Source organism: Halomonas sp. SS10-MC5 (genome assembly GCF_015992245.1).
GTDB classification, from domain to species: Bacteria; Pseudomonadota; Gammaproteobacteria; order Pseudomonadales; family Halomonadaceae; genus Halomonas; species Halomonas sulfidoxydans.
Genome location: NZ_CP065435.1, coordinates 3,227,822 through 3,247,299 on the forward strand (window position 1 = coordinate 3,227,822; position 19,478 = coordinate 3,247,299).

The 19,478-nt window shown below is 66.6% G+C and carries 18 protein-coding genes and 1 tRNA gene; 5 read left to right on the forward strand and 14 right to left on the reverse strand.

Annotated elements, in window-relative coordinates:
* Positions 1-31: 31 nt before the first annotated feature.
* Positions 32-1,540, reverse strand: a complete 1,509-nt coding sequence (locus I4484_RS15070; RefSeq protein WP_197448055.1) for an amidase — start codon at positions 1,538-1,540, stop codon at positions 32-34.
* A gap of 120 nt (positions 1,541-1,660) precedes the next feature.
* Between I4484_RS15070 and I4484_RS15075 the strand changes: the two genes are divergently transcribed.
* The 3 genes from I4484_RS15075 (at position 1,661) to I4484_RS15085 (ending at position 4,036) form a co-directional block, all read left to right on the forward strand.
* Positions 1,661-1,737 (forward strand) — tRNA-Arg (locus tag I4484_RS15075).
* A 151-nt stretch (positions 1,738-1,888) separates the two neighbouring features.
* Positions 1,889-2,923: a sodium:calcium antiporter gene (locus tag I4484_RS15080; protein ID WP_197448056.1), complete on the forward strand. Its 1,035-nt coding sequence runs from the start codon at positions 1,889-1,891 to the stop codon at positions 2,921-2,923.
* Positions 2,924-3,100: 177 nt separating this feature from the next.
* Positions 3,101-4,036, forward strand: coding sequence for a manganese catalase family protein (locus I4484_RS15085; protein ID WP_197448057.1), 936 nt, complete (start codon positions 3,101-3,103; stop codon positions 4,034-4,036).
* 118 nt (positions 4,037-4,154) lie between these two features.
* Here I4484_RS15085 and I4484_RS15090 read toward each other — a convergent pair whose 3' ends face one another.
* The gene (locus I4484_RS15090) at positions 4,155-4,895 is read right to left on the reverse strand and encodes a Crp/Fnr family transcriptional regulator (protein WP_197448058.1); all 741 of its coding nucleotides are present in this window, start codon (positions 4,893-4,895) and stop codon (positions 4,155-4,157) included.
* Positions 4,896-5,058: 163 nt separating this feature from the next.
* On the opposite strand from I4484_RS15090, the gene I4484_RS15095 reads away from it, so the two are divergent.
* The gene (locus I4484_RS15095; protein WP_197448059.1) at positions 5,059-5,316 is read left to right on the forward strand and encodes a hypothetical protein; all 258 of its coding nucleotides are present in this window, start codon (positions 5,059-5,061) and stop codon (positions 5,314-5,316) included.
* Between the two features lie 94 nt (positions 5,317-5,410).
* On the opposite strand, the gene I4484_RS15100 is transcribed toward I4484_RS15095, so the two are convergent.
* The 11 genes from I4484_RS15100 to I4484_RS15150 all read right to left on the reverse strand — a co-directional run bounded on the left by I4484_RS15100 (position 5,411) and on the right by I4484_RS15150 (position 17,388).
* Complete coding sequence (locus tag I4484_RS15100; protein ID WP_234283736.1) at positions 5,411-6,220, reverse strand: sulfite exporter TauE/SafE family protein; 810 nt, start codon at positions 6,218-6,220, stop codon at positions 5,411-5,413.
* Between the two features lie 216 nt (positions 6,221-6,436).
* The gene (locus I4484_RS15105; RefSeq protein WP_197448061.1) at positions 6,437-7,528 is read right to left on the reverse strand and encodes a porin; all 1,092 of its coding nucleotides are present in this window, start codon (positions 7,526-7,528) and stop codon (positions 6,437-6,439) included.
* 406 nt (positions 7,529-7,934) lie between these two features.
* Positions 7,935-9,068, reverse strand: coding sequence for a ProQ/FINO family protein (locus tag I4484_RS15110; protein WP_234283735.1), 1,134 nt, complete (start codon positions 9,066-9,068; stop codon positions 7,935-7,937).
* Positions 9,069-9,183: 115 nt separating this feature from the next.
* Entirely contained in the window at positions 9,184-9,708 is a 525-nt protein-coding gene (locus I4484_RS15115; RefSeq protein WP_197448062.1) for a dihydrofolate reductase, read from the reverse strand.
* Positions 9,705-10,559, reverse strand: a complete 855-nt coding sequence (locus tag I4484_RS15120) for a thymidylate synthase (protein ID WP_197448063.1) — start codon at positions 10,557-10,559, stop codon at positions 9,705-9,707. Before I4484_RS15120 ends, I4484_RS15115 begins: the two co-directional genes overlap by 4 nt.
* 80 nt (positions 10,560-10,639) lie before the next feature.
* Positions 10,640-11,434, reverse strand: coding sequence for a prolipoprotein diacylglyceryl transferase (gene lgt, locus I4484_RS15125; protein ID WP_197448064.1), 795 nt, complete (start codon positions 11,432-11,434; stop codon positions 10,640-10,642).
* A gap of 7 nt (positions 11,435-11,441) precedes the next feature.
* Entirely contained in the window at positions 11,442-12,236 is a 795-nt protein-coding gene (locus tag I4484_RS15130; RefSeq protein ID WP_197448065.1) for a sulfite exporter TauE/SafE family protein, read from the reverse strand.
* Positions 12,233-13,618, reverse strand: coding sequence for a response regulator (locus I4484_RS15135; RefSeq protein WP_197448066.1), 1,386 nt, complete (start codon positions 13,616-13,618; stop codon positions 12,233-12,235). The genes I4484_RS15130 and I4484_RS15135 overlap by 4 nt, the downstream gene beginning before the upstream one ends.
* A 34-nt stretch (positions 13,619-13,652) precedes the next feature.
* Positions 13,653-14,474, reverse strand: coding sequence for an NRDE family protein (locus I4484_RS15140; RefSeq protein ID WP_197448067.1), 822 nt, complete (start codon positions 14,472-14,474; stop codon positions 13,653-13,655).
* 10 nt (positions 14,475-14,484) lie between these two features.
* Complete coding sequence (gene ptsP / locus I4484_RS15145) at positions 14,485-16,746, reverse strand: phosphoenolpyruvate--protein phosphotransferase (protein WP_197451069.1); 2,262 nt, start codon at positions 16,744-16,746, stop codon at positions 14,485-14,487.
* Positions 16,747-16,896: 150 nt separating this feature from the next.
* Entirely contained in the window at positions 16,897-17,388 is a 492-nt protein-coding gene (locus I4484_RS15150; RefSeq protein ID WP_197448068.1) for an RNA pyrophosphohydrolase, read from the reverse strand.
* Between the two features lie 219 nt (positions 17,389-17,607).
* Here I4484_RS15150 and I4484_RS15155 point away from each other — a divergent pair, with 219 nt between their 5' ends.
* On the forward strand, positions 17,608-18,264 hold the full coding sequence (locus tag I4484_RS15155; RefSeq protein WP_197448069.1) for an HAD family phosphatase: 657 nt from the start codon (positions 17,608-17,610) through the stop codon (positions 18,262-18,264).
* 128 nt (positions 18,265-18,392) lie between these two features.
* Here I4484_RS15155 and I4484_RS15160 read toward each other — a convergent pair whose 3' ends face one another.
* On the reverse strand, positions 18,393-19,367 hold the full coding sequence (locus tag I4484_RS15160; protein WP_197448070.1) for a malate dehydrogenase: 975 nt from the start codon (positions 19,365-19,367) through the stop codon (positions 18,393-18,395).
* Between the last annotated feature and the right edge of the window lie 111 nt (positions 19,368-19,478).

The following is a 19,478-nucleotide window of genomic DNA, read 5'->3' on the forward strand; positions in this document are numbered from 1 at the left end:
CGGAACTGCGACAGAGGGTGTGGCGCGCATTCTACCCGTCCTGCCAAGGCCTGGGCAGGTGTCGTGCCCAACGCGCCTCGGCCTCGACCTGCGCTGCCAGCGCCAGCAGGCGATGCTCGTCCCCCATGGCGCCGATCACCTGCACACCGACCGGCAGGCCATCCGGTGTCACGTGCAGCGGCAGCGACATGGCCGGCTGGCCAGTCAGGTTGGCCAGCTGGGTATAGGGAGTGCGCGATAGCGCATCGCGCGCCAGGTGCCCGAGCATGCCCGCCTTGAGCGCCAGCCCCGCCAGACCGGGAATCGCCAGCAGCCCCATCAGGCGCTCTTGCACGCGTGGCGGATAGAGTTCCCCCAGGCGCGGCGCCGGCGCCGCGGTCACCGGCAGCAGCAGCGCGTCGTAGCGGCGATGGAAGGCTCCCATGGCGCGCGCCGCCGCGTTCCAGTCGCGCTTGGCCAGCTCGTAGTCGCGCACCGGCAGGCAGCGTCCCAGGCGGGCAATGGCGCGGGTGGAGGGCTCAACGTCCAGGCGAGGGACGGGCACGCCGGTCTCGCGGGAGATCCAGGCCAGGTCGGCCGTCAAGTGTCCCAGGTAAAGCGTCAGGTAGGCGTTGGCCAGGCGCTCGCCGTCGACCGGCGGCTCGGCCCACTCGACATGATGGCCCAGCCCTTCGAGCATGCCTGCCGCGGCCTCCACCGCCCGGCGCACCTCGGGATCGAGCACGCTGCCCAGTGGCCTGCCCAGCGGCTCGCCGAGCGATACCGCCACGCGCAGCGGAGCGGGCGGACGCTCGAGCGCCGCAAGATAGCCCGTTTCGCGCCTGACCGGGTACGGTGCCCCCTCGTCCATGCCGTTGATGGCGTCGAGCAGCGCGGCGCTGTCCCGCACCGAGCGGGTCACGGCGTGCTCCACCACGGCACCCTGCCACACCTCGGCGTGCAGCGGCCCCTGGGGCACCCGCCCGCGCGACGGCTTGAGGCCGAACAGCCCGCAATAGCTGGCGGGAATGCGGATCGAACCGCCGCCGTCGCCGGCCATGGCCAGCGGCACCAGCCCCGCGGCAACCGCTGCCGCCGCCCCGCCGCTGGAGCCACCGGGCGAATGCGACGGCTGCCAGGGGTTGATCGGATGCGGGAAGGCCCGCGGCTCGGTGATCCCCATCAACCCCAGCTCGGGCGTCGCCGTCTGGCCGAGAATGGCAAGACCCGCCTGGCGCAACCGAACCACCAGGGTCGAGTCCACCGGCGGCTTCCACTCGGCCAGGGCCGCGCTGCCGAAGGCCAGCGGCTCGCCCTCGATCGCCATCAGCAGGTCCTTGGTCAGGGTCGGTACCCCGGCGAACGGCGCCGCCGGATCGACGCCGCCGGCCTCTTGCCGGGCACGCTCGAAGCGCATGCGCACTACCGCCTGAAGCCGCGGGTTGTCGCGCTCGATGGCACGGCAGGCGGTGTCGAACACCTCCTCGCGACTCACCTCGCCGCTGCGTATCAGCTCGGCCAGCCCCAAGGCATCGTGCCGTCGGTACTCATCGATTTCCATGCGCGCTTCCTGCTACTGAAGACAAGCTCGATGATGGCCGTTCGGCTTCAGGCTTGGCAACACACGCAGGGCAATCGGTTTATCTCGATGCCACAAGCGCTTATAATGCGCAGCCGTGCGGCCCCCATAGCTCAGCTGGATAGAGCGTCCCCCTCCTAAGGGGAAGGTCCCAGGTTCGAATCCTGGTGGGGGCGCCAACCTGTTTCCACTCTCCTTCCGCGCTTCTGCCCGGCGCATCTTGGCTACGTGAAGAAAACCCTGCCTTGACGAACGCTTGCAGCCGATCGCTTGTGCTCTCCGCCGCTGGCGGCTACGGTCAAATACCTATGCCCCAAGACGACAGGTCAGATGCCCATTCCCTTCGCCGCTCCCTCCTTGACCGTCGCCATCGTTGTGTTCGGCATCTGCACCCTAGTCATCGGATTCGTGGGGACCAAGCTGACCGGTATCGTCGACAACCTGGCGGATCGCACCGGGTTGGGCGAAGCCATGGCCGGTGCGGTGTTGCTGGGCATGGCCACCTCGCTTTCCGGCATCGTCGTGTCGGTGACCTCGGCCTGGACCGACAAGCCCGAACTCGCCATGAGCAACGCCTTGGGGGGCATCGCCGCCCAGACGGTATTTCTCGCGTTTGCCGACATCGTGCATAGACGCGCCAACCTCGAGCATGCCGCGGCCTCGCTGGGCAACATGATTCAGGGTGGGTTGTTGCTGTGCTTGCTGAGCCTGCTGCTGGTCGGGCGCTTCGCGCCGGAATGGACCATCTGGCAGATTCACCCGATCACGCCCCTGCTGTTCATTGCCTATCTGTACGGCCTGCGGCTGGTCAAGATCTCCAGGGCCAACCCCATGTGGCGACCGGCGAGGACACGCGAGACACGCCCCGACGTGCCCGAGGAAGCCTCCAACAAACGCTCGCTGACTTTCCTGTGGCTGCTGTTCCTGCTGCTTGGCGCCAGTATCGGCATCGCCGGCTGGGTGCTCGAACGCAGCGCCACGGTGATCGCCGAAGAGACCGGGCTCAGCCAGGCGGCGGTCGGCGTACTGCTCACCTCGGTGGCGACCTCCCTGCCCGAACTGGTAACCACCGTCGCGGCGGTGCGCCAGGGGGCCCTGACCCTCGCCGTGGCCGGCATCATCGGCGGCAATGCCTTCGACACCCTGTTCGCCGCCGCCTCGGATGTCGCCTACCGCGGCGGCTCGATCTACCACGCCATTCCCGATCATGTAGCGCTATGGGTCGCCCTGTCGTTGCTGATGACCAGCGTGCTGATACTCGGGCTGCTATATCGTCAGGAGAAAGGGCCAGGTCGTATCGGCTTCGAAAGCGTGACGATTATCGGTCTATATCTTGCAGGAATCGTCATGCTTGTAGCGGGTTAAGCCCCATCGTGTCATTGCCTTCGGTCATTCTCGGCTGGCAACAAGCCGGAATGGCTTAAGCTCTTCATTTCCATGGGCCGCCATTGGCTTACCAAAATTAACTTGTTGCGCCTCATCTCCCTGCTACGTTGAAGAACGGAACAGGAATTCCAGTACAACAGATGCAGCGAGGCCAACATGTTTCATCATGCCAAAGAACTTCAATTCAATGCTCGCGTCTCGGGACCCGACCCCAGATTTGCCAGCCTTCTTCTTGAGCAATTTGGTGGAATGAATGGCGAACTCAAGGCGGCCATGCAGTATTTCACCCAGGCGTTTGCCGCTCGCCAGCCTTATCCAAAGGTGTACGACATGCTGATGGATATCGCGACCGAAGAGTTCAGTCATCTGGAAATCGTGGGCGCCACGATACAGATGCTCATGAACGGTGTGAATGGCGAGTTGAAGGATATCTCGGAACAATCCGAAATCATGCAGATGATTACCGGAAAGGCGGGAAAGGAAAACATCATTCACGAGGCGATGGTCAACCCGATGTTCCTGGCGGTGAGCGGAGGAGGCCCTACCGTTACCAATAGCCAAGGCGTTCCCTGGTCAGGCTATTACGTAGACGCCAACGGTGACCTCACCGTCGATCTTCGTTCGGATATCGCGGCGGAGACACGCGCCAAGATCACCTACGAATACCTCATGCAGTTCACCGACGATCCCGAGGTCAAGGAGACCTTGAAGTTTCTGATGACACGCGAAGTCGCCCATCATCAGATGTTCGAGGCGGCGCTCTCCACCCTACAGCCGAACTTTCCACCCGGCGTTACCCAAGGCGACCCGCGCTACAGTAACCTCTACTTCAACATGTCCAAGGGCCAGGAGGCTAGAGGGCCATGGAATGAAGGCAAGAGCCCTATGCTGGGCGAAACCTGGCAATACATCGACGACCCTCAGTCGCACGTCGAAACCAGTGACGGTCTCAGAGACCAATCCCCTGTCGGTTCCTCGATGAGCCCGGAGGAAGCGGATAAGAAGAGCAAGGAAGTCAGTGAGCTACGCAGCCGGGAAATCAAGGGCTCGGTTCCCAAGGGCAGCAACCAGTGGAGCCGCTACGACGAATAGCCATTGTGCGTCTCCACGCCAGGCGATCCGTATCATGCCCCAGCCAGGCCCGCCAGCAGCGGCGGGCCTTGGCTTGTGGAGCCTGCCTCTGCATGGCACTCGATTCCCGCTGTGTGGCTCATGCCTCGCCCCTTCTCAGATGAAGGTAGAGGGGATCGAACTCGCCCGCCTGCTTCAGTTTCTCCCAGTCGAGGATGGTCACCTTCATTTTCCTGCTCTGCACGAGGCCATCGGCCCGCAGCGCCTGAAGCGTGCGGCTGACATGCACCGCGCTGATGCCGATCACGTCCGCCAGCTCGTGCTGGCTCATCGGCAGGTCGAAGGTATCTTCCTCGGCGAGCCCCACCGCCTTCAGGCGGACCATGAGCTCACACAGCAAGTGGGCCATGCGGGTATAGGCGTCTCGCTGCCCGATGCTGAGCAACCACTCCCGATAGATCGAGGCGTCGACCAGTGTCTCGCGCCAGAGGGCGGACGCGAGTCGTAGATGACGCTCGCACATTCGGCGCAGGTCCGCGTGCTGGATGAAGCCGACCGTACAAGGGCTGAGCGAGGCAATGCTGCTGTCCATGACCTCCAGGTGCAGGCTCTGCAGGTCCGGCATGTCACCGGGCACGTGCAGCGCCATGATCTGGCGCCTGCCCTCGTAGCTGAGCTTGTAGACACAGGTCAAGCCCGCCAGCACCAGGCAGCACTGCCTGGGCCGGTCACCGATCTGCACGACAGACTGATCGGGCTTGAGACGCGCCACCTGCACCGGCAAGTCGCGGAGCGCCTGCCTCTCTTCCTCGTCGAGAGGAAAGAGGCTCTCGAGCTTGCGGATCATCAGCGTATCGGGCAAGTACGTTTCGGCATTCATGCTGGCACTCCGCGGGCGCATCGAGGTCGTTGCCTACACCCTAGTTCATTCAAGGGCAACGCAGAGCAACACATCCCCGGCATGCGACGTAACATGAACTTCATCCGTTTCATGCTAGGATAGGAATCGCCAATATCGGTAAACTTTCAGGCAGGAGGCCGGAATGTTTCAACGCACAAGGAAGGTCGCGTGTCCCCAATGCAGCGGTGCCAATTTCTGGCACGGCAACCCCAGGCCCACGGACGTGCTTCACTGTCGCTACTGCGACGCCGCCGTCATCAGCTACGCCGAATATGTCGAGCAGACGGCCCGGCGCGAGGCCGAGAGACTGCTGGCGGAGTTCGTCGAGACCGACGTCTCGCGCGATCTCGCCCATCTCAAGGCCGTGCTGGCGACCCCCGAGCAGCGGGTCAACCCCTAGCAACAGGCCAAATCCGACAGACTGCTAGCCTCCGTGCGGCACGGCCGCCCTCGGATGGCCGTGCCGCTGCAACGACGGAATGACGAGATGCCCCTTAGGCGCTGTAGACCGTGTACACCATCTGCAGCGCCAGCCCCATCAGCATGATCGCGAAGATTCGCTTCAGCATCGCCACCGGCAGGCGATGCGCCAGCCTGGCCCCCACGGGCGCCAGCAGGATGCTGAAGGGCGCCATCAACAGCAGCGCCGGTACGTAGACGAAGCCCAGCGCGGCGCCGGGCAGCCCGGGTGTCCCCCAGCCATTGATCACATACCCCAGGGCACCGGCCACGGCAATCGGTAACCCCACCGCCGCGGAGGTCCCCACGGCCATGGGCAGCCTGACGTTGCACCAGGTGAGGAACGGCACGGTGAGCGACCCACCGCCAATGGCGACCAGCGCCGATATCCCACCGATCCCCACCCCCACGCCACCGAGACCGACCGGCCCCGGAAGACGCCGCGTCGGCTTGGGCTTGAGATTGGCCAGCATCTGCAGTGACATCAGGGTCATGAAACCGGCGAAGAAGATCGCCAGTCCCCGGGTCGGCAGGGCGGCAGCGATGAAGGTGGCCAGGAAGGTGCCCACCAGGATGCCTGGGGTCAGGTAGCGGACGATCTCCCAGCGCACGGCGCCGTGACGTCGATGAGAGAGAAGGCTTGCGGTGGAAGCGGGAATGATGGCGGCCATGGCCGTGCCCAGCGCCAGGTGAGCCAGGTGCTCGTGCGGTACGCCCTGCAAGACGAAAAGCGCGGTCAGGATCGGCACCATGATGCCACCCCCGCCGATGCCCAGCAGGCCGGCCATGACCCCCACCAAGCCACCCAAGGCCACGTAGGCCAACCAGATCAGTTCCAAGACCACCCCCGCGCAAGCATCCGTGACGATCAGGCGAGCCAGTCTATCAGAAACGGATCAAGTAGGCCGCAGACCCAGCGATGCCGGGCGGCAGCGTTGAGATCCGCCAAGCGGCAACGGCCCGGTGAGAAAGGCTGAAAAAAGAAAACCGGCCCCGAAGGGCCGGTTCTGTCGTCGAGTGAATCGACGTGTCTTGCTGTCCTTGCTGGACGGCAGACTCGCTTAGAAGTGGTAGCGAGCGCCAGTCAGCCAGTACATGTCGTCGCCGTCGGCAGTGTCGATACCCTCGTCGGTGCTGACAGTGATCTCGGGCTGGTCGCCCTGATACAGCTCGGCGAAGATGTCGAAGTTGCTGGACAGCTTGTAGTAGGCACCGGCCGCCCAGGCGGTACGGTTGTCGCTGTTGTCCGGGCTCACGCGGTAGACGTCAGCGTTGAAGGCCCACTGACCCATCGCGTAGGAGCCACCCAGACCCCAGCTGTCGTAGCCGCCAACGCCAGCATCATTCTCGTCACGGGTCTCGTAGCCCAGGCGAGCGGAGAAGGCGTCGTTGAAGGCGTAGGAAGCAGAGGCGCCGTACAGCATTTCGCCGTTGCCGCCGCCGACTTCGTCGTCGTCCACATAACCAAGCGCCAGGCGCAGGCCGGCAGCGTCGTACTTCACGCCACCCTGGGTAACAGTCTCGGAACCGCTGGACGGCTCGACTTCACCGCGGTCGCTATAGTGCTTGGCGGAGAGGAAGGCCTGGAAGCCGGACAGGTTCGGGGTGATATAGCCGAGGGAGTCGCCGCGTGCCTGCTTGGCACCGCCAGCGGTAGCCAGGGTCTCAGCATCACCATTGAGGGTGAAGTTCAGGCCCTGGTCGATGTAGACATCGAACGGCGCCATGACGTGGCTGTTGTAGAAGCTGTCATAGTTGCCGGCCATCACGGTACCGAAGGTGTTGCTCTCCAGGCCGATGTAGCTGTGACGGGTCTCGGTGAAACCACTGAAGTCGTTCTCGCCAGTGCGTCCACCGCCAGTGCGCTCGTCGCCACGGAAGCGCCACTCGACGCGACCGAAGGCCTTCAGGTCGCTGCTGATCTGGTGGCTCATGGAGAGGCCGAGACGGGAGTAGACATCGACGAATTCAGCGCCGTTGTCGATCTGTTCACCAGAAGAGTTGTACTCCGGGCCGCCGCCGGCGATACCCATGGCGATACGGCCGTTGACGATCAGCTGAGTGCCGTCCTGGTCGTAAACGGTAGCGGCCTGAGCGGCAGCGGAGGCGCCCAGGGCACCGGCAATGGCAGTCGCTAACAGTGTCTTTTTCATCACGATAGTTCCTTTCACTAGCTTACTGTTTCGATCGTTACTGCACGATCCGGGATCGGTGCAGGTAGCTTGCCGGGCATGGGTCCCGCCGTGCTTGGCTCGATTCCTTCTCAGGAGTGGCCGGGCCGGTCATGACCGCAGCGAAGCCTTGTTATAGTCCAATGCTCGCAGGTAGAACTCTATACCGGGAAAAATGGGAACGCAATAAGAAAAAACACTGTTTTCCTTCGTCGCCCGCCTCCCCGACGGAACTTTTCCCTGCTGTTGCGGTCTTGGGCGCTCCCGCCCGAGGGGCCGCGTGCCGCAGGCAATGGCAGTAAGGTTGCCTGGCAGCGATGAGCCCGCACATCATGCCCCGCTGATTAAGGAGAGGCAAGAGCCGGCTTAAACGCTAGGTTTCGTCGACTCAATGCCCTTTCGCCTGGCCGTTGTGCTTGGCCAGCAGCGCCGAGAGCTTGGCCTCCATGCGCGCGGCGGGGTCGGCCGGGGGGGCAGGTGCATCGCCCGGCGCCTGGCTGTCTGCCGGGGCGGGCTTGGCGCTGCGCTGCGTCGGGCCACGCCCGGCCTTGCGCGGCTGATGGTCGGCGGCGTCGCGCCCGCGGTTGCCCTTGCCGCTGCGCCGGGGGGCGCCGCCCTCGGTGCGGCCGCGCTCGCGGCGTTCGCTCTGCAGGCGCTCCAGCTTGCGCTTGGCGTGCTCGGCGGCCTGGGCGTCGACGCTGCCGGCGGGCTCGCCGTCGAGGTCGATGCGCTCGGCCTCTTCACGCACGGCCTTGAGGTAGCGCGGCAGGTTGACGTAGCCCGCCAGGGCCCGGCGCACCAGCTTCTCGGGCCAGGGTTCGCGGGCGGCGAGGTCGTGATGGATGCCTACCTTGAGCGGTCGGGTGTGGCCCTTGAAGAAGGTCCTGGGGTAGCGCTGGTACCACTGTTTCAGCAGCGCATCGGCGGAAGGCGCCTGCTCGATGGCGAGCCGCCCCTGGCGTTCGTCATGGGGGGACGAAACGTCTCTCTCGCTGCCGTCGACTTGCCCGTGCCCCGCCTCGAGCCGAGGTGAAGCCTCGGCACCGGCCGGGCCAGGCGCCTGCCGCCGGGGTGTCACGTCCGCGCCGGGAGTCGCTGCGCCCTGCGACGCTGCGCCCTGCGACGCTGCGGCTGGCGCCGGCTCCGCCCCTGCGCCGTCGCTCGCCTCGCGCACGCCGTGCCCGGGCTCTGAATCGTCACGCGGGCGCTGGCCCATCAGCGCGGCGAGCCCCTGGGCGCGTCGCGTCGCGCCGGGGAAGACCGGCGCCGGCTCGCCCTTGCGCAGGCGTTCGCGCAGGCGGGCATTGTCCTCCTCGAGCTCGCGATTCTGTTCGTCGAGCTCGCGGTTTTCCTCCATCAGCTCGAGCCGGGACGCTTCCAGCTCCCGTCGTGCCGCCTCGGCATCGGCGAGCCGGGCCTCCAGCGTCTGCAGCTTCGCGCGACAGTCGCGCAGTTCGTCGAGCGCATCGACGGCACGAGCCTCGAGGGCGCTGAACAGTTGTAGTGAACGCTCTTCGACCAAACCGGCATCCTCCCGGAAAACGCTGCACCAATGCCTGGGCGAGCGAATCGCCGCGTTGCCCCACAAGCTTCCGCCTAGTGTGTGCCACAAGCGAGACGCTGACAAACCATCCGGCTCATTCGACCCGACGCCGATACTCGACGAAGCTGTATGCCGGCTGCCCCGGGTTGGGCGAGCCCGCCACCCTCTGCACCTCTTCCCACTCGCGCTCGTCCAGGGTGGGAAAGCGGGCGTCGCCCGCCACCTCGACCTCCACCTCGGTCAGGTAGATGCGGCTGGCATGAGGCAGCGCCTGGGCGTAGATCTCGCCACCGCCCATCACCATGATCTCGTCGACGCCGTCGATGGTGGCCTGCTGGTCGGCCAGGAATAGCGCCGACTCGAGGTCGTGGCAGACCCGTACGCCGTCGTGCCGGAAGCTCTCGTCGCGGGTCACCACGATGTTGAGCCGTCCCGGCAGCGGCCGGCCGATGGAGGCGAAGGTCTTGCGCCCCATGATCAGCGGCTTGGCCTGGGTCATGCGCTTGAAGAACTTGAGGTCGTCGGGCAGGTGCCAGGGCAGCTTGTTGTCAATGCCGATCACGCCGTTGCGCGACACGGCGGCGATCATCGCCACCGGCACCAGGGTCTCGTCCGTCATACCGCTACCTCGGCCTTGATGTGGGGATGGGGATCGTAGCCTTCGATGGCGATGTGCTCGAAGCGGAAGTCGAACAGCGAGTCGACATCGGGGGCGAGCACCAGCCTCGGCGCCGGGCGCGGCGTGCGCGACAGCTGCAGCTCGGCCTGCTCCAGGTGGTTGAGGTAGAGGTGCGCGTCGCCCAGGGTGTGCACGAAGTCGCCCGGCTCGAGCCCCGAGACCTGGGCGATCATCGCGGTCAGCAACGCATAGCTGGCGATGTTGAACGGCACGCCGAGGAAGATGTCGGCACTGCGCTGGTAGAGCTGGCAGGAGAGCCGCCCCTCGGCCACGTAGAACTGGAACAGGCAGTGGCACGGCGGCAGCGCCATCTCGTCGACCAGCGCCGGATTCCAGGCGGAGACGATCAGCCGCCGCGAGCGCGGCTGGGTGCGGATCTGCTCCAGCAGCCTGGCGATCTGGTCGACGTGGCCGCCGCGGGGGTCGGGCCAGCTGCGCCACTGGTAGCCATAGACCGGCCCCAGGTCACCGTTCTCGTCGGCCCACTCGTCCCAGATGCTGACGCCGTTCTCCTTGAGATAGGCGACGTTGGTGTCGCCGCGCAGGAACCACAGCAGCTCGTGGATGATCGAGCGCAGGTGCAGCTTCTTGGTGGTCACCAACGGGAAGCCGCGGGAGAGGTCGAAGCGCATTTGATGGCCGAACAGCGAACGCGTACCGACCCCGGTGCGGTCGGCGCTGTCCACGCCCCGCTCGAGCACCTGGCGCATCAGGTCCAGGTAGGGTTGCTCGAGAGGGGGCGCTTCACGAGGAGAGCTGGCGAGCGCGGTCTGGGCGTTGTCGTCAGACATCGTGGCGATCTCTTTGAATAATGGTCGACAGGGCTGGGAGTGTACCGTTCTCTTGCGCTTGCGTCGCATGCCCGCTCGTATCACTTCGTGACGGCCGCCCCCACCGTCGGCTGACGCCGCGACCAGGCGATCAGCACGAGGCCGAAGGCGATCATCGGCAGCGTCAACAGCATGCCCATGGTGAACCAGTCGAAGGCGAGGTAGCCGATGTGTGCATCCGGCAGGCGGAAGAACTCCACGCTGAAGCGGAAGGCACCGTAGAGCAGCAGGAACAGGCCGGACACCAGCCCACGGCGGCGCGGTCTGGCCGAGACCCACCACAGGATGGCGAACAGCGCCACGCCTTCGAGCAGGGCCTCGTAGAGCGAGGTGGGATGGCGCGGTGCGGGCCCCATGCCGGGGAACGGCATGCCCCAGGGCAGCTCGGTGACCCGCCCCGGCAGCTCGCGATTGATGAAGTTGCCGATGCGCCCGGCGCCCAGGCCGATCGGTACCATGGGCGCGAAGAAGTCGGTCAGGGTGAAAAAGGCCATGCCCTTCTTGCGCGCGAACCACAGTGCCGCCAGCAGCACCCCGATCAGCCCGCCGTGGAAGCTCATGCCGCCGTCCCACACGCGCAGCACCCACAGCGGATCGGCGGCCCACTGGCCCAGGCCGTAGAACAGCGCATAGCCCAGGCGGCCGCCCACCACCACGCCGAGGGCGGCATAGAACAGCAGGTCGCCGACGTCGTCCCGGGTCAGTCCGAAGCGTTCGGCCCGCTGCCGGCCGAGCCACCAGGCGCCTACGAAGCCGATGACGTACATCAAGCCATACCAGTGAATCTGGATGGGGCCGAGGGAGATGGCCACCGGGTCGATATCGGGATAGTTCATGGTTACCTCAGAACAGGAAACGGAGCCCCACGATCAGCAGCAGCGCCGCAAAGGCGAGCCGCAGCACGCGGGCCGGAAGCACATGGGCCAGGCGCACACCCAGCCTGGCGCAAGGCACGCTGGCCAGCACGATGCCGAAAAAGGCAGGCCACATCACGAAGCCGGTGGCCCCCACCGGCAGCGAAGGATGATGCCAGCCCACCACGATGAAAGTCAGAGCGCCGAACAGGGCGATGGGCAGGCCGCAGGCGGCCGAGGTGCCCACCGCTTGGGTCATGCTGGCCCCGCAGCGGGAGAGCCAGGGCACGCTGAGGGTTCCGCCGCCGATGCCGAACAGCGCCGATACGCCACCGATGACCACGCCGGCGAGGCCCATGGCCAGTCGCCCCGGCGCCGCGCGCCCCGCCCTGGGACCCACGCCCAGCGCCATCCTCAGCGCCACCAGTACCACAAACACCCCGAACAGGGTACCCAGCCGCCCGCCCGACAGCGCGCCGGCCACGAACACGCCGGCGATGGCCCCCAGCACCAGTCCGGGCAGCAGGGCGAGGAACCAGGCGCGGCGAATGCTGCCGCGCTGGTGGTGCGCCCAGGCGGACGAGGCACCGGTCACCAGGATGGTGGCCAGCGAGGTGCCGATCGCCAGGTGCATGGCGATATCGGGCGCCACGCCTTGCAGGCCGAAGGCAAAGACCAGTGCCGGCACGATGATCAAGCCGCCGCCGACACCGAACAGCCCCGCCATGGTGCCGGCCGCCGCGCCCAGCGCCAGGTAACCCAGCAAGGTGAGGAGGACGCTCATGTCACTGGGGATTCCTCGAACGCGTCGGGTCGCCAGCGCTGCAGAAGCTCGATCAGCTCCCGAGGCCCGTAGGGCTTGGCCAGGTAATCGTCCATGCCGGCCTCGTCGAAGCGCCGGCGGTCGCTCTCGGTGGCGTTGGCCGTCAAGGCCACCAGCACGCTGCGCCCGGCATCGGGCTGCTGCGCCTCCTGCTCGCGCCAGCGCCGGGCGGCCTCCACGCCGTCCATGCCGGGCATGAAGATGTCCATCAACACCAGGTCGTAGGCCTGGCGATGCTGCTGTTCGAGCGCCTCCAGGCCGCTGGCGACACAGTCGACGCGCAACCCCTGCCGCTCCATGACCTGGCTCGCCAGCATGCGATTGACCGGGCCATCATCGACCACCAGCACGCGCAGCGGGGCAGCCTGCCCGGACGGAAGCCGCATGTCGCGCAGCGCCGTTGCGCCCTGCTCCCCCGCCAGGCTGCTGATCAACAGCAGAATATCGGCGATACGCTCGCTCAAGTGAGCATGCCGGCAGGGATCGCTGCGGCTGTCGTCGTCGCCCTTCATCTCCCGGGCCAGCTCGGAGAGCAGCGGCTCCAGTTCACGCTGCAGCAGGGTCAGGTAGCGCGACTTGAGCCGCGAGTCCTCGCGGGCACGCTCGCGGGCGGCCAGCAGCCCGCCGAGGTCGTGCGTGCCGGCACGCTCGAAGAACGACAGCTGGTAGGGGGGGGCATCCCACCACTCCACCTGGAAGGAACGCCAGCGGCCTTCGCCATCCATCACCTGCACCTCGCCCGGACGGCTCCCGCTCGACTCGGCGGCGATCAGACGAGTCGCCGGGTCCTGCCCTGCCAGGGTCTCCTGGCTCTCTCCCAGCAGCTGTTCCATGGCCAGGTTGGCGCCCACGATCCGCCCGTGATAGAGCAGCAGAGCCGGGCGCTGGCTGGCCATGAGCAGCTCGTCCAGTTTCGGCACCAGCTCGAGCCGGGACTGCAGTTCGAGCATGCCGTCGTGGAGCTTCTCCAACCGCTCGATGACCGGGTCCTCGTGGTCGGGTGGCGACCGGGTCACCCCAAGCCAGCGCGGCAGGCTCTGCTCGGTCTCCTGCAGCAGCCTCTCGATGCGGCCGAGCCGCCCCTCGATCTGGCCCTCGTAGTCACGCAGGCTGTGACGCAACTGCAGCAGGAAAGCCGAGACGGTCAAGGTGGTGCCTGCCAGCAGGGCGAGCAGCAGCCAGGCGGACTCGGCCCAGGACGTCGGGTCGGGCGTGGCCACCCACAGCACCACCCCCACCAGCAGGCAGAGCAGCACCAGGGCCGCCTGGGCCAGCAGCAGCGGCCACAGCAGCGGCCAGATCAGGTGCGACCAGAAGCGGTCCTTGCGAGTTCCGACAGGCATTCGCATCCCTGTGCCAGGCAATGTGGCTGTGAGTTTACGCCGACGGCCCCCGGCTGTCATGGCAGGCCGAGGCACGCAAGTGCTCGCGCTGTAGCGAAATTCTCTCCCGCGTCACGCCCAACGGAGTGCCTGCGGGACCGTAGCGGTGCTCTTCCAGGACGATGACGCCCGCCTCGTCGCTCCACTCCAGCCAGGTCGTGGCGCGGGTGCCGTACTGTTCGCCGACGATGAAGGCCGGCGACAGCCGGCGCTCCAGCTCCAGGCCTACGCCGGTGTCGGGCAGGTGATGGTCGTCGGCCGGGCAGCTGTCGGACAGCGCGCTCAGGGCATCCTCCGGCCAGCGCCGTCGCAGCGCCGTCGCCAGCCCCTGCCGGGCCGCGATCAGCTTGGGCCAGGGGGTGTCGAGGCTGGCATTCGAGAGGCCATGGACGCCGGGCGTCACCTCCGCCAGCATCAGCCGCTCGCGGCTGCGGTGAAGGTGCCAGAGTCGGTGGCCATCGCCGGCCAGCAGGTTGAAGCCGGCATAGCGCCAGCCATCGCCTTCGGCCAGCCTGGCCAGCCACCCGGGCAGGTCGGCGCACTCCAGCGCCTCGCGCACCAATCGACCCCGGCTCGGGGCGTTTGCCGCCACCCGAAGCTCCGGGTCGCGCACGTTGGTGACCGCGGCCACGCGACCACGGCGATGCACCGCCAGCCAGCTGCCGCCGGCCTCGAGGTCGCGACCGCCGACGATGTCGGGCGCGTCCTGCCAGGCTCCCAGCGCAGCCGTCGGGCGCTGGTGGAATTCGTCACGGTTGGCGATCAGCCGCAGCGGCACGGGCGCTTCCGGCCGGAAGTCGAAGGCGATGAGGCACATGGGACGGCGTTCAGTCCCGCGGCGGCAGCAGGTGGGCCAGCTGCCACTCGCTCAGCCGGGTGAACAGGTGGCTGCGCACCGCCGCCGGCGTGTTCAACGCCAGGATCTCGCTCACCAGGACCTTGGCGGCATCGAGGGAGACCCGGCGTATCGCCGCCCTGACCCGTGGCAGGCTGGGGGCGTTCATGGAGAGCGAGTCGAAGCCCATGCCCATCAGCAGCAGCGCCCCGGCCGGATCCCCGGCCAGCTCGCCGCACACCGAGATCGGTTTCTTCAGCCGCGCCGACTCCTCGGCCAGGCGCGCCATGGCGCTCAGCACGGCCGGATGGCAGGCGTCGTAGAGGCTCGCCACGCGAGGGTTGTTGCGGTCCACCGCCAGCAGGTACTGGGTCAGGTCGTTGCTGCCCACAGAGAAGAAGTCGGCGCGTTCGGCCAGGGCGTCGAGCTGATAGAGCGTCGCCGGCACCTCCAGCATCACGCCGACCTTGGGCCGCGGCGAGACGATGCCCTCCTCGGCCAGTTCGCGTATGGCGCGGTCGAGCAGGCGCAGCGCATCGTCGACCTCGTCGACGTTGGTGACCATGGGCAGCAGGATCTGCATGTTGTCGAGGCCTTGGGCGGCACGCAGCATGGCGCGCAGCTGCACCATCAGCACTTCGGGGTGATCGAGGGTGACACGGATGCCGCGCCAGCCGAGGAAGGGATTGGCCTCGTCGATGGGAAAGTAGGGCAGGTCCTTGTCGCCGCCGATGTCGAGGGTGCGCATCACCACCGGCAACGGCGCGAAGCTCTCCAGCTGGTCGCGGTAGAGGCGCGCCTGTTCCTGCTCGCTGGGAAAGCGCTCGGCGATCATGAACGGCACTTCGGTGCGGTACAGCCCCACCCCGCTGATGCGCTTCCTGAGCGACACCGTGGTGTCGATGGCCAGCCCGGTATTGACCATCAGCGGCATGACGTGGCCATCCGGGGTCTCGCTGGGCAGGTCCTGCTCGTGCTCGAGCACTTCGACCAGCGCCGCCTCTTCGGCAATCAGGCTCTCGTAGCGGGTCTTGAGCTCGTCCGAGGGCCGCACGAACAGCCGGCCGCGGTGGCCGTCGAGCACCACCTCGGCGCCGGAGAGGCGCGGCAGCGGCAGGTCGACCATGCCCAGCACGGTGGGCACCCCCATGGCCCGCGCGACGATCGCCACGTGGGAAGTGCTCGAGCCGCGCACCGACACCAGCCCGGCGAGCCGCTCCCGCGGCACCTCGCCCAGCGTGGCAACGCTGATCTCATCGCCCACCAGGATGGTGCTCTCGGGGAAGGTATCGGGCACCTGCGGTGTCTCTTCCTGCAGGTGGGCGAGCACTCGCCGACCCAGGTCACGCACGTCGGCGGCCCGCTCGCGCAGGTAGTCGTCGTCGACCCGCTCGAGGTACTGCACGTGGCGGCGCACCACGTCGGCCAGGGCCCCCGGCGCCCACTGGCCCTCGCGAATGCGCTTCTCCACCTCCTGGGAGAGCGCCGCCTCGCTGAGCATCTGCTGGTAGACCTCGAACAGCGCCAGCTCCTGGGCCGAAATGCGGTTGGCCAGGCGCTCGCCCGCCGCGCGAATCTCCTCGCGCACGCGCTCGATGGCCTCCTTGAGGCGCACGATCTCGTATTCGACGTCGGTCGGAATCAGGTCGGGTACGCTATCCAGGTCGGCCAGCGGCGCCACCACCACCACTTCGCCGATGGCCATGCCGGGCGACGCGGCGACCCCGGTGAACAGCGCCTGGCCGCCCGGCAGGGCGGGCCGGCTGAGGCTGCCGGTGGCCAGGGCATGCGCCAGCACGCCGGCGAGCTGCGCGCCCATGGTGATGAGGAAGGCCTCGTCCTCCTCGTCGTAGCGCCGCTTCTCCCCCTGCTGCACGACCAGTACGCCGAGCATGCGGCGCTGGTGGATGATCGGCACGCCGAGAAAACTGGAGTAGCGCTCCTCGCCGGTGGCCTCGAAGTAGCGGAAGCGCGGGTGCGAGGGGGCATCCTCGAGGTTGAGCGGCTCCTCGCGCTCGGCCACCAGGCCGACCAGCCCCTCCCCCACTCGCAGGCTCACGTGCCCCACCGCCTGGCTGTGCAGACCGATGGTCTCCATCAGCACGAGCTCCTGGGTCTCCTTGTCAAAGAGGTAGAAGGAGCACACGTCGGTATGCATGGCCTTGCGAATGCGCCGGACCATGGTCGCCAGCGCCGCATCGAGGTTGCGGGCGCTGTTGACCTCCTGGATGACCCGGCGCAGCACCTCCAGCATCGGCGTCTTGCTTTCCATTGTTGTCTTACCTCGCCTGGCTGAGGAATCAGGACCGCGCAGCGGCACTTGAAGGGAACGGCCCTCACGGCGGGGCCCTGCGTAAGCCCCTCGTGTCGTGTCCACCCAGTTCCCTTCTCGGGGACCCTTCGATCAGCGACCTTCGAGCGCCAGCCGCTGCGCGCGCGGCGAAAGCTCGCTCAACGCGCGGCGATACACCTCGCGCTTGAAGGGCACCACCTGGCCCAGCGGATACCAGTAGCTGACCCAGCGCCAGTTATCGAACTCGGGCTTTTCCGAGCCATCCACGCAGATGCGGTTCTCCTGGCAGCGAATGCGCAGCAGGAACCACTTCTGCTTCTGGCCGATACAGACCGGCCTGGAGTTCATGCGCACCATGCGTCGCGGCAGGCGATAGCGCAGCCATCCCCGGGTACAGGCCAGTAGCTCGACGTCATCGGCGGTCAGGCCGATTTCCTCCTCCAGCTCACGATAGAGCGCCTGCTGCGGTGTCTCGGTTGACTTGATGCCTCCCTGGGGAAACTGCCACGCATTCTGTCCAACCCGACGCGCCCAAAGCAGTTGCCCCCTGGCGTTGGCAATGATGATGCCAACGTTGGGGCGAAAGCCGTCAGCGTCGATCACGGACGTCACCTTGTGAAATACGTCATTAAGAGCATTCTTCCACAAGGGCGCAAAGCGCATCAATACAACGATCAGCGGGGAAGCGCCGAGCAGGCATCGACGGTACGAGAAAAAGTGCGGCGGGGCTTAGCAGCGCAAGGCGTTGTCTGACATAATCGCCAGCTTTCACGCAATGCAGCATGACGTTACGACAACTCACCACATCGCAAGGGGTAAGCCGTGAGTCTGGCCATCTTCGATCTGGACAACACCCTGCTCTCCATCGACAGTGACCATGCCTGGGGCGAGTTCCTGCTCGAACAGGGCGCCGTGGATGCCGAGGCCTATCGTGAAGCCAACGACCGCTTCATGGCCGACTACGAGGCGGGTACGCTGGACATCCATGCCTTCCTGGCCGTGGCGCTCAGGCCGCTGGCCGACAACAGCCCCGAGCAGCTCGCCGCCTGGCACCAGCAGTTCATGGCCAGCAAGATCGAGCCCAGCATCCTGCCCAAGGGCGAGGAACTGCTGGCACGCCACCGCAGCCGTGGCGACACCCTGCTGATCGTCACCGCCACCAACCGCTTCATCACCGGCCCGATTGCCGAGCGGCTGGGCGTCGACCACCTGATCGCCGTGGAACCGGAAGTCCGCGATGGCCGCTACACCGGCCAGGTGAGCGGCACGCCGAGCTACCGCGAAGGCAAGGTGAAGCGCCTGGAGGAGTGGCTGGCGGACAAGGACCTGACCCTCGACGACGCCTGGTTCTACAGCGACTCGCACAACGACCTGCCGCTGCTGGAACTGGTGGAGCACCCGGTGGCGGTGGACCCCGACGCCACCCTGCGCGAAGAAGCCGAAAAGCGCGGCTGGCGCATCATGAGCCTACGCGACTGAACGGCTTCGCCAGTTCATGAGTCGTAAGAACGGCGCTTCGCGCCTGGAAGAGCGAAGACGAAAGACAAAAACCCCGAAGGCCTGAGACCTTCGGGGTTTTTCTTGGCTCTTACTTCTTTCTTACACGCTTAGCCCAGCAGATGCTCGACCGCGGCGCGCTCTTCACGCAGCTCGTTCTCGGTGGCCTGCATCTTGGCACGGCTGAACTCGTCGATCTCGAGCCCCTGGACGATCTCGTAGTCGCCGTTCTGGCAGCGCACCGGATAGGAGTAGATGATGCCCTCGGCGATGCCGTAGCTGCCGTCGGACGGGATCGCCATGCTCACCACCTGGTCGGTGCCCAGCGCCCAGTCGCGCATGTGGTCGATGGCGGATGAGGCGGCGGAAGCGGCGGAAGAGGCGCCACGCGCCTTGATGATCGCCGCGCCGCGCTGCTGCACGGTGGGGATGAAGTCGTTCTCGTACCAGTCGCGCTCGACCAGCTCGAAGGCCGGCTTGCCGGCCACCTTGGTGTGGGCCAGGTCGGGGTACTGGGTGGCGCTGTGGTTGCCCCAGATGATCATGCTCTCGACGTCGGTGACGCGCTTGCCGGTCTTCTGCGCCAGCTGGGTCAGGGCGCGGTTGTGGTCGAGGCGTGTCATCGCGGTGAACTGACGCGGGCTGAGGTCCGGCGCGTTGCAGGAAGCGATCAGCGCATTGGTGTTGGCCGGGTTGCCCACCACCAGCACGCGCACGTTACGGCTGGCGTTGTCGTTGAGCGCCTTGCCCTGCACGGAGAAGATCGCCGCGTTGGCTTCCAGCAGGTCCTTGCGCTCCATGCCCGGGCCGCGCGGACGCGCACCCACCAGCAGGGCGAAGTCGGCGTCCTTGAAGGCGACGTTGGGGTCGTCGGTGGCAACGATGTCCTGCACCAGCGGGAAGGCGCAGTCGTTCACCTCCATCACCACGCCGTTCAGCGCATCCATGGCCTGCGGGATCTCGAGCAGCTGGAGGATGACGGGCTGATCGGGGCCCAGCATATCGCCTGCCGCGATACGGAAGATGAGGGAGTAGCTGATCTGGCCGGCACCGCCGGTAATGGCAATACGTACGGGATCTTTCACTTGTTGCTCCTTCGGTTGAGCCGCCATGAGGGAATGAAGATGAGCCGCGCGGGCTCTGCCCACCCTGGCCGGAATCGGGACCGCCAAGATGGTATGCCTGCAGTGCACAAA

Excerpts from the sequence above, each read along its gene's own strand:
- I4484_RS15070 (WP_197448055.1), bottom strand. The coding sequence starts at position 1,540 with ATGGAAATCGATGAGTACCGACGGCACGATGCCTTGGGGCTGGCCGAG.
- I4484_RS15135 (WP_197448066.1), bottom strand. The coding sequence starts at position 13,618 with ATGCCTGTCGGAACTCGCAAGGACCGCTTCTGGTCGCACCTGATCTGG.
- lgt (WP_197448064.1), bottom strand. The coding sequence starts at position 11,434 with ATGAACTATCCCGATATCGACCCGGTGGCCATCTCCCTCGGCCCCATC.
- I4484_RS15085 (WP_197448057.1), top strand. The coding sequence starts at position 3,101 with ATGTTTCATCATGCCAAAGAACTTCAATTCAATGCTCGCGTCTCGGGA.
- ptsP (WP_197451069.1), bottom strand. The coding sequence starts at position 16,746 with ATGCTGGAGGTGCTGCGCCGGGTCATCCAGGAGGTCAACAGCGCCCGC.
- I4484_RS15105 (WP_197448061.1), bottom strand. The coding sequence starts at position 7,528 with ATGAAAAAGACACTGTTAGCGACTGCCATTGCCGGTGCCCTGGGCGCC.
- I4484_RS15090 (WP_197448058.1), bottom strand. The coding sequence starts at position 4,895 with ATGAATGCCGAAACGTACTTGCCCGATACGCTGATGATCCGCAAGCTC.
- I4484_RS15080 (WP_197448056.1), top strand. The coding sequence starts at position 1,889 with ATGCCCATTCCCTTCGCCGCTCCCTCCTTGACCGTCGCCATCGTTGTG.
- I4484_RS15140 (WP_197448067.1), bottom strand. The coding sequence starts at position 14,474 with ATGTGCCTCATCGCCTTCGACTTCCGGCCGGAAGCGCCCGTGCCGCTG.
- I4484_RS15095 (WP_197448059.1), top strand. The coding sequence starts at position 5,059 with ATGTTTCAACGCACAAGGAAGGTCGCGTGTCCCCAATGCAGCGGTGCC.
- I4484_RS15130 (WP_197448065.1), bottom strand. The coding sequence starts at position 12,236 with ATGAGCGTCCTCCTCACCTTGCTGGGTTACCTGGCGCTGGGCGCGGCG.
- I4484_RS15120 (WP_197448063.1), bottom strand. The coding sequence starts at position 10,559 with ATGTCTGACGACAACGCCCAGACCGCGCTCGCCAGCTCTCCTCGTGAA.
- I4484_RS15115 (WP_197448062.1), bottom strand. The coding sequence starts at position 9,708 with ATGACGGACGAGACCCTGGTGCCGGTGGCGATGATCGCCGCCGTGTCG.